At 55.2% G+C, this 14,646-nt stretch carries 14 protein-coding genes; 5 read left to right on the forward strand and 9 right to left on the reverse strand.

The genetic code is table 11. From position 1 onward, the window contains the following. Window positions 1-15: 15 nt before the first annotated feature. Window positions 16-648 (forward strand): hydrogenase maturation protease, encoded by a 633-nt coding sequence (locus tag Dform_RS02840; RefSeq protein WP_083635323.1) that lies wholly within the window; start codon window positions 16-18, stop codon window positions 646-648. On the opposite strand, the gene Dform_RS02845 is transcribed toward Dform_RS02840, so the two are convergent. The 5 genes from Dform_RS02845 to Dform_RS02865 form a co-directional block, all read right to left on the reverse strand. Continuing rightward, window positions 645-1,511 (reverse strand): Vgb family protein, encoded by an 867-nt coding sequence (locus Dform_RS02845; protein ID WP_076003675.1) that lies wholly within the window; start codon window positions 1,509-1,511, stop codon window positions 645-647. The two genes, Dform_RS02840 and Dform_RS02845, sit on opposite strands and share 4 nt — an antisense overlap. Window positions 1,512-1,839: 328 nt before the next feature. After that, on the reverse strand, window positions 1,840-2,694 hold the full coding sequence (locus Dform_RS02850) for a DUF72 domain-containing protein (RefSeq protein ID WP_076003676.1): 855 nt from the start codon (window positions 2,692-2,694) through the stop codon (window positions 1,840-1,842). Window positions 2,695-2,722: 28 nt separating this feature from the next. Further along, window positions 2,723-5,857, reverse strand: a complete 3,135-nt coding sequence (locus Dform_RS02855) for a DNA polymerase III subunit alpha (RefSeq protein WP_076003677.1) — start codon at window positions 5,855-5,857, stop codon at window positions 2,723-2,725. 124 nt (window positions 5,858-5,981) lie between these two features. After that, complete coding sequence (locus Dform_RS02860; RefSeq protein ID WP_076003678.1) at window positions 5,982-6,266, reverse strand: hypothetical protein; 285 nt, start codon at window positions 6,264-6,266, stop codon at window positions 5,982-5,984. Next, window positions 6,215-7,396, reverse strand: a complete 1,182-nt coding sequence (locus tag Dform_RS02865) for a DNA polymerase Y family protein (protein ID WP_076003679.1) — start codon at window positions 7,394-7,396, stop codon at window positions 6,215-6,217. Before Dform_RS02865 ends, Dform_RS02860 begins: the two co-directional genes overlap by 52 nt. Window positions 7,397-7,970: 574 nt before the next feature. Between Dform_RS02865 and Dform_RS02875 the strand changes: the two genes are divergently transcribed. The 4 genes from Dform_RS02875 (at window position 7,971) to Dform_RS02890 (ending at window position 10,269) form a co-directional block, all read left to right on the forward strand. Beyond that, on the forward strand, window positions 7,971-8,813 hold the full coding sequence (locus Dform_RS02875; protein WP_076005041.1) for a Cof-type HAD-IIB family hydrolase: 843 nt from the start codon (window positions 7,971-7,973) through the stop codon (window positions 8,811-8,813). Window positions 8,814-8,906: 93 nt separating this feature from the next. Further along, the gene (locus tag Dform_RS02880) at window positions 8,907-9,116 is read left to right on the forward strand and encodes a type II toxin-antitoxin system HicB family antitoxin (RefSeq protein ID WP_076003681.1); all 210 of its coding nucleotides are present in this window, start codon (window positions 8,907-8,909) and stop codon (window positions 9,114-9,116) included. Then, window positions 9,113-9,349 carry a type II toxin-antitoxin system HicA family toxin gene (locus Dform_RS02885; protein WP_225973719.1) on the forward strand — a complete coding sequence of 79 codons (237 nt, stop codon included), beginning with the start codon at window positions 9,113-9,115 and terminating at the stop codon, window positions 9,347-9,349. Before Dform_RS02880 ends, Dform_RS02885 begins: the two co-directional genes overlap by 4 nt. 14 nt (window positions 9,350-9,363) lie before the next feature. Beyond that, on the forward strand, window positions 9,364-10,269 hold the full coding sequence (locus Dform_RS02890) for a radical SAM protein (RefSeq protein ID WP_076003682.1): 906 nt from the start codon (window positions 9,364-9,366) through the stop codon (window positions 10,267-10,269). A 43-nt stretch (window positions 10,270-10,312) separates the two neighbouring features. Here Dform_RS02890 and Dform_RS02895 read toward each other — a convergent pair whose 3' ends face one another. The 4 genes from Dform_RS02895 to Dform_RS02910 all read right to left on the reverse strand — a co-directional run bounded on the left by Dform_RS02895 (window position 10,313) and on the right by Dform_RS02910 (window position 14,558). Next, the gene (locus Dform_RS02895; RefSeq protein WP_145925520.1) at window positions 10,313-11,137 is read right to left on the reverse strand and encodes a DUF6544 family protein; all 825 of its coding nucleotides are present in this window, start codon (window positions 11,135-11,137) and stop codon (window positions 10,313-10,315) included. A 339-nt stretch (window positions 11,138-11,476) separates the two neighbouring features. Further along, window positions 11,477-13,363 (reverse strand): excinuclease ABC subunit UvrC, encoded by a 1,887-nt coding sequence (uvrC, locus tag Dform_RS02900; protein ID WP_225973720.1) that lies wholly within the window; start codon window positions 13,361-13,363, stop codon window positions 11,477-11,479. Between the two features lie 49 nt (window positions 13,364-13,412). After that, window positions 13,413-13,943, reverse strand: coding sequence for a dCTP deaminase (locus tag Dform_RS02905; RefSeq protein ID WP_076003685.1), 531 nt, complete (start codon window positions 13,941-13,943; stop codon window positions 13,413-13,415). A gap of 129 nt (window positions 13,944-14,072) precedes the next feature. After that, complete coding sequence (locus Dform_RS02910) at window positions 14,073-14,558, reverse strand: DUF5946 family protein (protein ID WP_076005043.1); 486 nt, start codon at window positions 14,556-14,558, stop codon at window positions 14,073-14,075. Between the last annotated feature and the right edge of the window lie 88 nt (window positions 14,559-14,646).

Genomic DNA, 14,646 nt, shown 5'->3' on the forward strand with positions numbered 1-14,646 from the left:
GTAAACAAGGCATGGGTGGCAACTGGACTCATCAACGATCCACAAGTTGCAAAGAATTTAATGATGCATTATTGTGGCGCTGAAAGGAAACCATCATTGGAAACTGATATAAAGAAAACTACTCTGATTCTTGGAGCCGGTAACATAGCAGCTGGTGACGAAGGGTTCGGCGTTCACGTAGCCCGACGCTTAGCTAAAACTCAATTACCAACCGATGTTCGTATCATGGAGGGCGGGGTAGGGGGGTTTGACCTGTTAGGGCATCTAGAAGGGGTCACCCGGCTAATTATTGTCGACATAATCGCGCTTGAAAAGCCCCCAGGAGATTTGTTTCTATTCAAACCGGGGGGTACTTCGATTGAGCCCGGCAAAAAGGTAGTCTCCTTCCACCAGGTCGGCGTATTAGAACTCATCCAGATAGCAGCTATTATTGGCTGTGAGCCAGAAGTATTTGTCCTGGCGACCCCGCCGGAGACGATGGACTGGAGTTTTGAATTGTCACCCGCACTATCCGAGGCTGCCGATGCCGCCGTCGAATTTCTGCGAGGGGTAATCGGGGACGAGTTTGCCAGTCTTGGGAAGTATGTGACATCTTTCCCGACGATTTATTCCATTGGCTCGGTTCCCCAGGGTCCTGGAAGCAGCTAAATCTTACTGATATTGTTGCTGCCGAAGTTCACAACCCAGATATTGGCGCCGTCAAAACATATCGATCTGGGATTGGTACCGACATTATAAGTGCCGACAGTCCCGCCATCACTGACACTGAGCTGGCTTATATTATTATTGACGTCGTTAGCAACCCAAATGTTGTAACCATCGAAGCACACCGCAGTTGGGGTGCCACTGGAGTATGTACCAACCACGGTCCCGTCACTTGCCCGGACTTTGGAAACATTGTTACTTCCATAGTTCCCGAGCCAGAGATTAGTCCCATCGAAGCAGATTGAACGTGGATTGGTACCCACGTTGAACGTACCGAGCGTAGTGCCATCGTTTGCCCTGAGTCTACTTACGTTATTGCTTCCATCGTTGGCAACCCATATGTTGTTCCCGTCAAAACAAATAGCTTTGGGATTGGTACCAACATTGTATGTACCCAGGACGGTTCCGGTGTTGGCTTTGATTTTGGTTACACTGTTACTTCCCGCGTTCGATACCCAGATATTGGCTCCATCGAAACAAACGCCTGAAGGATTCGTGCCTACGGTGAAAGTGCCGAGGATGGCGCCATTGCTCGCGGCGATTTTGCTCACATTATTACTACCATGGACGACCCAGATGTTGGCTCCGTCAAAACACATTGCTACCGGTGCGGCACCGACGCCGTAATTTCCTAAGTTAAGTCCATCATTTGCTCTGAATTTAGTCAGCGTCCCTGCGACGGAATTGGCAACCCAGACGTTCGCTCCGTCGAAACATGCCGAGGTGGGAGAAGTACCGACCGAATATGAGATGCCTGATTGATTCGCTTGCCACCAGCGTTGCAGAGCGATATCGGTAAGGTTCAACGAACCTCCGGCGGGTCCCTGAGGGCCGGTGGCTCCGGTATCGCCCTTTGGTCCCTGAGGACCGGCCTCTCCCGGGGCGCCAGGGGATCCTGCACACGCTACACCTGAGATACTTAGAAGAACAAACAAGCATATGCACCCAATTACTTCAACAAATGATTTCGATAGGCGGGTATGTTTAAACATAGTTATTACGGATTGCCTCCATTTGTACAATATTACATAGGTATTATTAGACTGGAGGGGTGGAAATTTGAATCACCAATAAGTCCTAATTCAGATGAACGTAAGTACCATCAGAATCATGCGAATAGCTTGAATCTGTTTCTCAATCTTCCGCCAAATTCAATGTCGGGATGCCCTGAAAAGACAACCCCAGTGACTTTATAAGATCTCCGGCATTCCTGGGCGCGTAAGCCTTCCAGTGGTTATTGAAAAATACCAGGATCTTTTGAACAGATGCTGACGATGCCCTTACCCTCTCTGAAAGCTCCTCGATCTCGTTGGGAGCGTAAAGATAGCGGTAGCGCGTCTCATTATTGCCAGTCCACCAATCCTCGGCGTTACGGCCATGGAATCGGAAATAGGCCAGGCTAGTGGAGGTGACCGGCAGTTCGCGGGAGATAGAAAAACTAAATTTCGGTTCATCGATCTGAACCCAGGCGGCATTGAAATGTGCCAGAAGAGTTGCGGTTGCGGGATCGTCGCTCCAGCTCTTGTGCCGCAATTCTATAGCGATTGGATACTCGCCAAAAGTATCCAAAACAGCTTCGAGCGTTTGACGTCCGGATTTGTCATTCTCGAAACTGGGCGGAAATTGTGCCAGTATTGCACCCAACTTGCCGGATTGCCAAAGTGGCTCGATCCCTTTTAGGTATAAATCGACATCGTCTCTGGAGATTGCCGCTGCTTCGCCGGTTGCGGCCTCGAACATCTTCGGGTGGGTGAATTTCTGCCATAACTTTGCGGTAAAAACGAAATCGTCCGGGGTTTTTCTGACCCAGCTTTCCGCCCAGGTGGGGTTGATCGGGGAATAAAACGACGAATTGATTTCGACGCAATTAAAGAACTGGCTGTAATAGCCGAGTTCATTTTTAGTCCCGGGCGGGTAGAAGTAACCGTTCCAGGTCCCCTCGCCCCTGGGATAGCTCCAACCTGAAGTACCGATGCGGTATTCTGCCATGTTCAAATTCTAACACTCTAGGCAAGAATTAATGCCAGTCCTTGGATGAAGGAGCCTTTTCCAAAGCTGAGAAGGGCCTGACCTCGTTTACCACCACGTTATGGGTGCCTTCCCGGCGCGACAGCCTGCCTTTGACCACCAGGAAAGGAGATTTGAACTTGTGCTCCTGGCGGCCATAGACCTGGGGGAAGACCATGAGAGGCACGTGGCCGAATTCATCTTCAAGGGTGATGAAGACCACTTTGCCGCGAGGCCTCTGGCGGCGGATGACCATGCCGGCGGTGGTCACTTCATCGCCATCGCTAAGGTGCTCGATATCCTTGCTGGAGCTCACCCAGCGGCTGAAACGGGGCCGCAAGCTGGCCATGATATGCCCGGCTGGGAACAGCCCGAGGACGTTGTATTCTTCCTGCATCTTTTCCCACGATGTCAAAGACGAGAGTTTGGCCATATCCTGCTTAACAGGCAGCGGCAGGAAAAGCTGCGAATTGACCGGCCGGTAGCGCAGGCCGATCTCCCACTTGACCTGGCGGCGATTTGGTTCAATAGAATCGAAGGCACCGGCTGCTGCCAGAGCTAAAGCCGTCTCTTCAAGCACGCCGCTTCTTTCCAGGAAATCGCCGATGTTGATGAAAGGCCCTGATTTCCTGCTTTCGAGGATGGCATCGGCAGAGGCACCCCCAAGCCCGCCGACGTGGAGAAAACCCAGCCGCAATGCGTTACCCTCGATGACGCTGACAGAAGAACTGCGGTTGATATCCGGGTTGAGCACGGTCACGCCGTGGCGCCGGGCATCCTCCTTGAGTGTTTCAAGGTTGTAGAAGCCCATGGGCTGCTGGTTAAATATGGCGACGAAGAATTCCAGCGGGTAATAGAGCTTCAGCCACGATGCCTGGTAGGCGGTGACGCCGAAGGCAAAGGCGTGTGACTCCGGGAACATGTACTGCCCGTTGAACTTTTCCCAGATGGCCTCTGCGGCGGCTTCACCGACACCCCGGGCGGCAGCGCCTGCCATGAATTTCTGATGATAGTTATCAAGCAAAGCCTCATTATGGTGGCGGCCGAAGGCGCGCCTTAGCTGGTCGGCGGCGAGGGGGGAGAAACCGGCAATGTCGATGGCCAGCTGGTTGACCTGGTCCTGGAAAAGGATGATGCCGAGAGTGCGTCCCAATGCTTTAGTTTCAAGCGGATGGTCATAGACCACCGGTTTTTTGCCGCTGCGACGTGCCAGGTAATCCTGCACGCCGCCGTTGACGCCGACGCCCGGCCGGACAGCCGCCACCTCGTGGGCCATGTCCAGAAGATTTCGAGGTCGCAATCGAGTGATCGTCTGCATCTGGGCGGCGGATTCCACCTGAAAGATGCCGATGGTATCGCCTTTGCCGAGCATGTCATAGACCTTCTGGTCTTCGAAGTCGATGCGGGACATGTCGATGCGCTGCCCGGTGCGTTTTTTGATAAGTTCGACCGCTTCCTGCATCTGGGACAGGGCGCCGAGGGCCAGGAAGTCGATCTTAACGAATCCTGCATCATCGATGCTGTCCTTGTCCCACTGGCAGACGTAGCGGCCGTCGATGGCGCCGCGCTGCACCGGCACGATATCTGTCAGAGGGTCGGTGGAGATTATCATGCCGCCGGGGTGCTGCCCCATGTACTTCGGGAAGCCGTCCAGTTCGGCGGCCAGTTCGATGAGGTCACGCCAGACCGGAGAATCTATCTTGTCCCGGAAGTGGGGGTTCTTTTCCATCTGGGCCCCAAGCCTCCAGGCGCTGCCCCAGTCGACGTGCTTGGAAAGCTGGTCGACCTCCTCCAGCGGCAGCCCCAAAGCCTTGCCGAGGTCGCGGACGGCTCCCTTGATCTGGTAGGTGGCAATGGTTCCGGCCAGGGCGGCATTGCGCCAGCCCCACTTGCCGTGCGTTCGCAGGATAAGGTCTTCCCGGATGGAGCGCGGGAAATCCAGGTCGATGTCCGGCACACAGCCCATGGCATCTTCAGGCAGGAACCGTTCCAGCGACAGGTTGTATTGAAGTGGATCGATGTGCGAAAGGCCGATGAGATAGCCGATGAGAAGGGCCACAGATGAACCGCGGCCGCGGCCTGGAGGGTTCTCCTCAAGGGTTAGCGACGGGTCGGACAGCCCCTGGTCGATCATAGCCTCTCGACCGAGAGTAATGACATCGCGGTAGAGGAGGAGGAAGCCGGCTAGCTTGTGCTTCCTTATCAGGTGGAACTCCTCATCGAGGCGGGACTTAACCTTGGGGGTAATAGAGCCGTAGCGACGTACTGCTGCATCGAGGCACAGTTTTTCCAGGAAACTATCCTGGGTAAAGCCATCAGGCACCGGGTAGTCCGGGAAGGTATAGCCGGAGTCCTGCGTCAGGTCGAAGCGGCAGCGCTCAGCGATCTTCACGGTGTTGGATACCGCATCGGGGCAAAAGTCGAAAATGGCTTCGATCTCTGAAACAGGACGCAGGTAGAACTCGGAGTTGGGCCGCCGCTCACGGTGGCTTGCCTCCAGGCTCTGGCAGGCTTTTACGGCGGCCAGGCAGTCCTGCAGGCGGTGGCGCTCTCGGACATGGTAGTGGACGTTGCCTGTAGCGACAAGCTGGGCGCCGCACTCGCGGGCGAGGGCAACCAGCGTCTTGTTGCGGGCGCGGTCGCCATAGACCAGGTTGCTCTGAAGCTCGACAAAGTAGTTATCGCTGCCGAACCAGCTAAGATACTGCCTGATAAGCTGCCTCGCTTCGTCGAGCTTTCCCGCTTCGACAAGTTGCGGGAGTTCACCTTTGGGGCAACCGGATAAACAAATCAGTCCTGCCGTATGCTCGCCGATGATCTCCGGCGGCAGTTCGGGATTGAGCCGGTCGGGGGCCTCATGGGCAGCGGTGATGAGGCGGCAGAGGTTGCGGTAGCCCGCGCGGTTCTCGGCGAGGAAGGTCAGGTGGTAGCCGCCCTTAATGGTGATCTCTGCGCCAATGATGCCGGGGAACTCAAGAGATTTCGAAAGATGGGCATAGCGCATCGCCCCGCAGAGGTTGTCGTGGTCGGTGACGGCCAGCGCGGTGTAGCCAAGTTCCTTCGACCGGGTAAGCAGTTCCTCCAGGGAGGAAGCGCCGTCGTGGAAAGAGTAGTAGCTATGACAATGAAGTTCAGCGTAGTTCATTGCCTAAATCCGAAGCACGAAATCCAAAACAAATTCAAAGCACAAAGCAAAAAATCCAGCTTCAATATTGAGTATTTTGGTCATTTGATATTGTTTCGTGCTTCGATATTCGAATTTCGGATTTTCAATAGGTTTGGTGGTACCATTTGCCATCGACGAGGTCTTTGAAGATGGTCAGCCGCCGACCATTAACGAGGATGACGGCGTAGTACATGCGTGAAAGCGCCCTTGCGCGCCACCATTCATCGTCGATGCGCCAGACGTCATCGATGACGGCGACAGGGAGCTTACGCCCCAATGTCACCACCCTCGGCCCTCCGGCAGAGTCTTCATCGACAGCGATGGGTTCCGGCAGGTTTACCGGTTTAAGGGTATCAGCGTGAAGCGTCTTTCCGGTATCCGCGACCATGGTTCGACCTCTTTGATCTTGAATAATTGCGGCGCGCCCAGTTTGAGTTCCAGTTGCTTGATATCGCCGGCCAGTTTCTCACCAGACCTGACCTCGGTGAAGATGCTGCTCTGGCGGCCGTCCGGGCGGCCGATGCGGGTGATCTTCATGCCAAGCTCTTCCACCGGGCCGGGCTGGGGACAGTATTCCATGACCTGGCGAATGCGCGTCAGGGCTGTTTTGATATTCATCGCCGGTTCTTTGAAGTGGACCGCCTTCTGCCAATGCTCGGACAGGCTGGTGTGGCTCCATAGCTCGACGCAGCGGATGCCGGCGCCGCGGTGGCCGAAGCGGGCGAAAGCGCGGGAAAGCAGCGATTCGATGGCCATGAGCATGATGTCCAGCGACTCGGTGGCCGAGGGCAGAGATGTGCTTTCCTCGATGAGTTCCTCAGACAACCTCGGGTAGAGTAGGGTGTCATCGGAGCCGGCGGCGAGCTCGCCGATGCGCCGGCCCTCGGGGCCGAACTGTGCCTCCAGCTTGTGGATAGGCAGTTCGGCGACCTTGCCGAGGGTGTGCAGACCGAAGTCATGGAGCCGCATCTTGCTTTTGAGCGATACCGGCAGCAGATCGCAGGAAAGGTCTTTGAAGTAGGCGGCGGCATCGCCTTGAATTGTCTTGTAGCCATCCGATTTGCTGTCGAGGGCAGCAAGATAAGAGGGGAACTTGCCCCCGGCGATGCCCAGGCGGGCCTCGAAGCCGTCGGGCAGAACCTTGCGCACGGCGGCGACAAGGTCATTGTCGGTGGGGTAGAGCATCTCGAGGCCGTCGCAGCCGATGTAGATATCGCCGAGGGTACTGCCCTCGACGAGAGGGCTGACCTTCTCCAGGGCGTCCAGCACACCGTTGAAGACGCTCCAGTAGTGCGCCATGTCGGCGTGGAGGAGTTCCATTTCGCCGTGGCGGGAGAGGGCTTGCTGGAGGGGCATGTCACGCTCGAGGCCGTTAAGATCGGAGGAGAAGTCCAGCAGCAGTTTCTGAGAGCCGACGGAGTAGGTGACCGCGGCGGGGCGGCCGGCCAGTTCCGGTTTTTTAATTATCTCGCACTTCAGGGGAAAATGGGGCAGGAGAACGCACAGCAGCTTCATCATCAACCTTCAATATTTGTTAGATGCTTTTATAGATGCAAAAACGACTGGAACGACTCATTTCTGCGTTCAAATTTTGACCTTTGCGGAAAACGATCCAAAAATATTTCCTTTTCATTTTCAACCTGGCCATCATTTTTTCCAGCCCTCACCACATTCGCTTCGCTCAGTGCAGGCTTTAGTCCTCTCCTCCTTCGACAAGCTCAGGCCAGGCTTCGTGGCGGGCGAGGAGATTCAAAAAGTGTTCTAACTCAGGTGTTCTAATATTATAATAGAACCATTGTTCATTTGTCAAGGGCGGGGGTAGTAATGTTGTGGGATGGGGAGAAACCGTCGCATAATTAATTGGTCAGTGGTGAGGCGGCATTGAGATTCTTCGCTGCGCTCAGAATGACAGAGATTGGTGTACTATTCGGGGACGATTGCCACGACCCCGATAAAATCACGGGTCTCGCAAAGACAGATGGGGTGGCAAACTCGGATATGGAGGCTTTTCACCCTCTCCTTCACTTCCTCTCCCATCAGGGAGAGGAAAGGGGAATATAGGCAGTCCTCGCAAAGACGAATGGAAGTCAGAATGACTGGGGATGTTGAGTTTGAAAAATTTTATGAACTTCTCGTCATCGATATGGACGGGACCATCATCGACAGCCGGGGCAATATCTCGAACGCCGATAAAATAGCCATCGCCGAAGCCCGGGGCAGGGGCATCAAAGTCGCTCTTTCGACCGGGAGGGTTGTCGACGCCTGCCGCAGATACATCGCCGAGCTTGGGCTGGACGGAGTCCACATTTTTTTCGACGGGGCTCTAGTCTACGATCTGAGTAACAAGGATACGATTTTCTCGCAACCTGTCAACCCTGAAACGCTGCGGGAAGCGGTCGACTTCGCCCGGCAGAACAGTATTTACCTCGAGTTGTATGCCATCGATCGATATTTCGTCGAAGAGATCACCTGGGCGGACAAGATACACCGCGAGTTTTTCGGCCTGCACAGCACGCTGGCCAATTTCGATGACGTCGCGGGCAAGGAAACCATCATCAAGTGCGAGTTGATGGTGCATAACAATGAAGAGGAAGCCAAGCACCGGCTTTTTATGGAGCACTTCCAGGGTAATTTGCGGGGCTCGATCGCCCGAACGCCGGCTTACCCGGATGTCCGTTTCGTAAACGTGGTCGATCCGAGAGTTTCCAAAGGTTCAGCCCTCGAAAAACTGGCGGGGCATTTCAATATCAGCCTGGATAAAGTGATGGCGATCGGGGACGGCACCAATGATATTCCGCTCCTCGAAAAAGCCGGATTGAAGATCGCCATGGGTAACTGGCGGGACGAACTTAAAGCAATCGCCGACCATGTCACCCTCCCGGTGGAGGAGTCGGGGGTGGCGGCGGCGATAGATAAATTAATCCTGGGCAGGTGACATCATTAAAGATTTGGCGACGATGCTGATCCCCTCTCCTTTAGTTCCTCTCCCACTCGGGGGAGAGGAAAATGGAACGAAATGGAGGTCACAATGAAATTTCGGATAATCGTCGAGAAAGACCCTCAGACAAGTGATTACTCCGCTTATTGCCCGGAATTGCCGGGCTGCAACAGCTTCGGGCTGACCGAAGAGGAAGCGATCTCCAATGCCACCGAGGCGATCAAGCTATATCTCGAGCCATCGGAAATCAGCAATGAGTGCACGGGTAAAGTATGCGAGGTGGAGGTAAATTTGGATTGACCTCCCATGTTCCCCACCGGACGGCTGAAAACGTGGTCCGGATTCTTGAGCACCACGGATTTCTGCTGATCGGTCAGCGAGGCAGCCACCAGAAGTGGCGTTCCTGCGTTATCTTCAAGGAGTGCAGGCAAGTTATCGTGCCGTATCACATGGGGCGTGACCTGCCTACAGGGACAATGAAAAGCATCATCGACGGCAGCGGGTTGGCGTTTGAGGATTTCACGGCGACCTGAGCTAAAATATAGCTATGCTTACCGGAATACATTTCCTATTAACCTATCGCTGCAGCTCCGCATGCGAGCACTGCTTTTTGTTCGGCAGTCCCGATGCCGAGGGAACATTTACCGTTGCCCAACTGCGGGCGGCCTTTGCCCAGATCGCCGGGGTTAAATCCATCGACAACGTTTATTTCGAGGGTGGCGAGCCGTTCCTTTATTATCCGTTGCTGCTCGAAGGGTTGAGGCTGGCCAAAGAAAACCGGCTTAAGTCCGGGATCGTGTCGAACGCCTATTGGGCGACGGACCCGGAGTCGGCGGAACTGTGGCTGAAACCGCTGATCGACCTCGGTCTTGGCGAACTGGCGCTTTCCCATGATTCTTTTCACACGCCGGTAGGCAAACAGAGCCCGGCGGAGGCGGCGATGGCCGTGGCGGACAAGCTGGGACTTTCGGCTTACACCATGTGCATCGAAAAGCCTTCGGTAACCGTCGAAACGAAGGGCAGGAAGAAGGGCGAGCCAATAATCGGGGGCGGGGTGAGGTTTAGGGGGAGGGCGGCAGAGTGCGTGATAGGGGATTTGCCGAGAACGGATTCGAAGAAATTCAGGGAATGCCCTGATGAGGATCTGGCCAACCCGTCGAGGGTGCACCTCGATTCCTTCGGCAACGTCCACCTGTGCCAGGGGTTGCTCATGGGCAATATCTGGAAGACACCGCTGGCGGAACTGGTCAAGAATTACAAAGGCAAGGCTCACCCGGTCGCAGGACCGCTTATCGAAGGCGGACCGGCGGAGTTGGCGGCTCGGTACGGGCTGGAGTTAGCGGCGGGGCATGTCGATGCTTGCCACATGTGTTATGAGGCGAGGAAGAATTTGAGGGGCAAGTTGCCGGAATACCTGGGGCCGGCGGGGGTGTATGGAGAAAGTCCCGCTTAAGCCCTCGCGATAATGGCAGGATGCGGAATTTGGCAGAAGACAGTTACTTGTACTCTGCCGTTTCGACTTTCAGCCTGATGTATTCAAAATCACCCTCCGGGGCGTTCCAGACGGCGTTGCCTTCGGTGGGGATGCGGAAGCCGTTGAATTCGCGATAGTTCGACCACGTTCCTGACCAGGGGGTCATCTTACCGGTGTCGTTGCGGAACCTGCCGGAAGAGATGAAGGCGACGACCTCGTCATCGTCGTTGAAGTGAAAGATTCCGGAGGCGGTTACGCCGTTATCGGTGAAAGTAGCCGCGGCATTTCGATCGTCGATTTCCTTCCAGGTGATATTGCCGGAGAGAAAGGCGGTCGGCAGCCAGGGCAGTTCCGAAAGGTATCGCAGGAGAGAGGCATTATCTATTTCCGGCCCGCGTACATCGAAGAGTGGGAAGGTGGATAGGATGCTGATCAGCATATTGCCTTTGCCGTTGGAGTAACGATCGCGGGCGGCAATCCAGGCGGGACCGAGTTTCATACGGGCGAGCCAGTTAAAAGCTGGGGGACTGACCGAATAATACTGGTCGCCTTCGATTTTGATCCAGCGCTGGTTGAAGCGCATCTGTCCGGTCTGTTTCAGGTGAAGTTTAATTACGAAAGGCGTGCCTGGTTTGATCGATTTCGTGAGGTAGCGGCGGACGGGGGCGGGGAGGTTGGTGATGGCTGAGGCATCGAAGATTTTATCAATGGGTTGGGCATCGGCGTTCAGTTTCTCGATCTCAATTCGGCGGGATTCGTTCCACGTTTTGGAACCTCGGCCTATCAATAATGCCATAAGGATAGCGATGGTGAGGTCGAAGACGAGGAAGATCATTAACCAAATCATAGTGTTCGGTAGGTCATCCTTTGTATGTGATTGAGATTCTTCGCTAAGCTCAGAATGACAAGGAGATTATAGGCTGTCTTGAAGGAAGCGGACAAGGTGGAGGGGATAGTCCACCATAATACACCAACCGCAGATTGCTTCGTCGCCAGGCTCCTCGCAACGACGATGGGGTAATAAGCTTGGTTTTTTATGGGAGCTTGGGTGCCTCCCTCACCTTAGTCCTCTCCTCCTTCGACAGGCTCAGGACAGGCTGTGTCAGCGGGCGAGGAGATTGGGTTGATGTACTATTCGGGGACGATTGCCACGAACTGCCGTCAGGCAGTTCTCGCAAAGACAGTTTTACAAGCTTTCTTTGATGAGGCGGGCGAGTTGGGGGGTGATGCCTTTGACTTCGGCGATTTCTTCGACGGAGGCGGCGCGGACTCCCGGAACCGAGGCAAAACGTTTTATTAAAGCTCGCCTCTTCGCCGGTCCGATGCCGGGGATCGCGTCGAGTTTGGAGCCGACCGACTTTTTCTCCCTGATGTTGGTGTGGTAGCCCAGGGCGAACCGGTGGGCCTCGTCGCGCACTCTTTGGAGAAGGCGGCGCGCGGGTGAGCGCTCCTCGAGGACGATCGGTTGGGATTTGCCGGGGAGGAAGATCTCCTCGCGCTCCTTGGCCAGTCCGAGGATGGGAGTGTTTGAAGCATCCTTTTCCTTCAGGGCTTCGACCGCGGCTGAAAGCTGGCCTTTGCCGCCGTCTATGAGCACCAGGTCTGGTAGGCTGGCCCACTTTTCCTCGGATTCACCCTTAGCACGGGCGAAACGGCGGCCGACGACCTCTTTCATCATGGCAAAATCATCGGCGCCTTCAACGGTCTTGATGCGGAAACGGCGGTATTTTTTAGAGTCCGGCCTGCCGCCGGTGAACACCACCATTGAACCCACCGCCATTTTGCCCTGGATATTGGAGATATCGTAGCCCTCGATGCGGTGGGGAGCCTCTTTCAGGTCGAGGACTCTGGCCAAATCCTCAAGGGCGGCTTTCGAGTCCTCGGCGCCAGTGAGCATACGCTTCAGTTTGTACTGGTCGAGGCCTTTTTTGGCGTTGTCGGCCACCGTCGCCATGAGTTCCACCCGCGGCCCGCGGCGGGGGACGGAAATCTCGACCTTGGTGCCTCGCTTCGACGACAGCCAGCCTTCAAGCACGTCTTTATCGTCGGGTTCATGCTGCAAAAGGATCAGCGGCGGCAGGTGAGCCGCGCCGCTGTAGAACTGGCCGACGAAGCTGGCGAGCACCTGCGAAGGCGGCTGATCCTGGGTGCCTTTGAGAATGAAATGCTCCCGGCCGATGAGCTTGCCGCCCCGGACGAAGAAGACCATGACGAAACTCTCGTCGCCGGCCTGGACGTAGGCCACCGCATCCAGCTCACCCTTGACCCGGGTGGCGATGCGCTGGGCGCCGATAACAGTGTCGATGTCCCTGATCCGGTCGCGCAGGGCGGCGGCAAGCTCGAAGTCCATCTTGCCGGCGGCGGCGGTCATGTCCGCCTTGAGCTGGCGGGAGACCCGGTCGAGCTTGCCTTCAAGCAAGAGGACAGCCTGGTCGATGTTTTTCTGGTATTCCGCCGCCAGGATCTTGCCAGTGCAGGGGGAGGGGCACCGGTGCATGTCGTATTCCAGGCAGGGGCGCTTGACCTTTTTCAAGTCCTGGGTGCAGGAACGGAAGGGGAAGATGCGCCGGAGCAGGTCGAGGACGCCGTGAACGCTGCGGGCGTCGGTAAAGGGACCGAAATAGCGGCCGTTGCCCTCGACGTAGCGCCGGGTGACTTCCAGCTTGGGCCAATCGCCGGGGGTGATGTGGAGGTAGGGCAGGCCCTTGTCGTCCTTGAGCATGATGTTGTAGTGGGGGCGATGCCGCTTGATGAGGTTCAGCTCCAGGATGAGGGCGTCCTGCTCCGAAGGAACGACAAAATATTCCAGGTCGCGGATGTCGGCGACTAGGAGGCGGGTCTTCTCGTCGAGTTTTTCAGAGTTGCGGAAGTAGCTGCGAACGCGATTTTTGAGGTTGACCGCCTTGCCGACATAGATGATTCGGCCTTTTTCATCCTTGTAGATGTACACGCCGGGAGCATCCGGCAACTGCCGCACCTGCTCTTCAACGAATGGGGTGGTCATTGGGACTATTTTAACATAGCGTGGGGAGGCAGCGGGGTGAAGCAGGGCGTTGGTGCTATTCAGTGCCATCGAAGTATTTTAACATGGAGGTGGGAGGGGTGAGGGATAGAAGATCGTGTTACGTTCCCGCTGAAAGAATGTAGTTATACTGGTCGGCGGGAAAATCGTCCTGGTCCTGAAAAGGGCCACAATATCCCTGTTCCACTTCTTCGTCCAGTTTACTGAATTCGACTGAAAACGCCCGGTACTCATTAAAGATAGGAACGGGACTCGGACCTACGTTAACCAGATTCATCATCAATCTGCCGCGAAATCCCGGATCGAGCTGAAGTCCGCCAAAGGCATTGAAACCTTTCCTCGCGAGTGAAGACCTGATGCCGAATCTGCCTACAATATTCAACGGCAGGTTGATTCTTTCCAAAGAAAGAACAGCTATCATTTGACCGGGAAGAACTTTGTAACCATCGGGAAAATCGCGAAGATCGACAACTTTACCCGTTTGAGTCTCTCCCACCGGGCTGGCGAGGACTTTGTGAAACAACCTTAAGTCGCAGGTAGCCGGTTCGACAAGGCAGTCATCGAAGGGATCAATAAGAGTTTGGCCGGAGAATACCAGTTCCCTGATCTGACGCCCGGTTAAAACACTCATTATGCCTCCGCAGGTGATAACTATGGAGGGTCAAAGCTTGTTGACAATTGTATCCCGAGAAACCGCTGAAAACAACGATTTTTTTGCTACCCGATTGGCACTGATAATGGAAGTATCGTCAGGCGATTTTTAATATCGATTTGCGAGCTCGGCAACAGGCAGGTGAAAGTCTTTCCACGCCTTCCAAACCGACCACGCCCAATCGCGAATGCGCTTTCGATAATTCTCGCCATTGATGCCAGTCAAAACATCCAAAACGGTCATCGTTCCGGTCATGGGCGGGGGGTTGAAGCGGGGCCATTGTTTTGATTGCTTGGCGAGCGCCATGTGGGCAAGCTGGACCTGCCGGCCGGTGTAGCCGCGTTCACAAACCAGGTAAAGTCCGATAAGTGAGAAAGCAATCGAAATGGGTTTAACGTTCGGACCCGCGTGCTGGGCGCAATAGGCGTCCACAGTCAGTTGGTGAGTAAATTCGGCGTCCGCTTGATTCAACGTGAAGCAGGAAAGCTCATCGCAAAGGTGGCGACAGGCGTACGAGGCGTTGAACCGTTCGTCGAGTCCCGTTTCGGGGGATTCGAGTTCAAGACCGCAGCCAGGGCAGGTGGTTCGAGCCATGGTTGAATTATATCCCAAAAATATAAGTCCGTTCGTGGTGAGCTTAAGCCTGTCCTGAGCTAAGCCGAAGGAAATCCATGAACGGACT

The organism is Dehalogenimonas formicexedens (genome assembly GCF_001953175.1).
GTDB classification, from domain to species: domain Bacteria; phylum Chloroflexota; class Dehalococcoidia; order Dehalococcoidales; family Dehalococcoidaceae; genus Dehalogenimonas; species Dehalogenimonas formicexedens.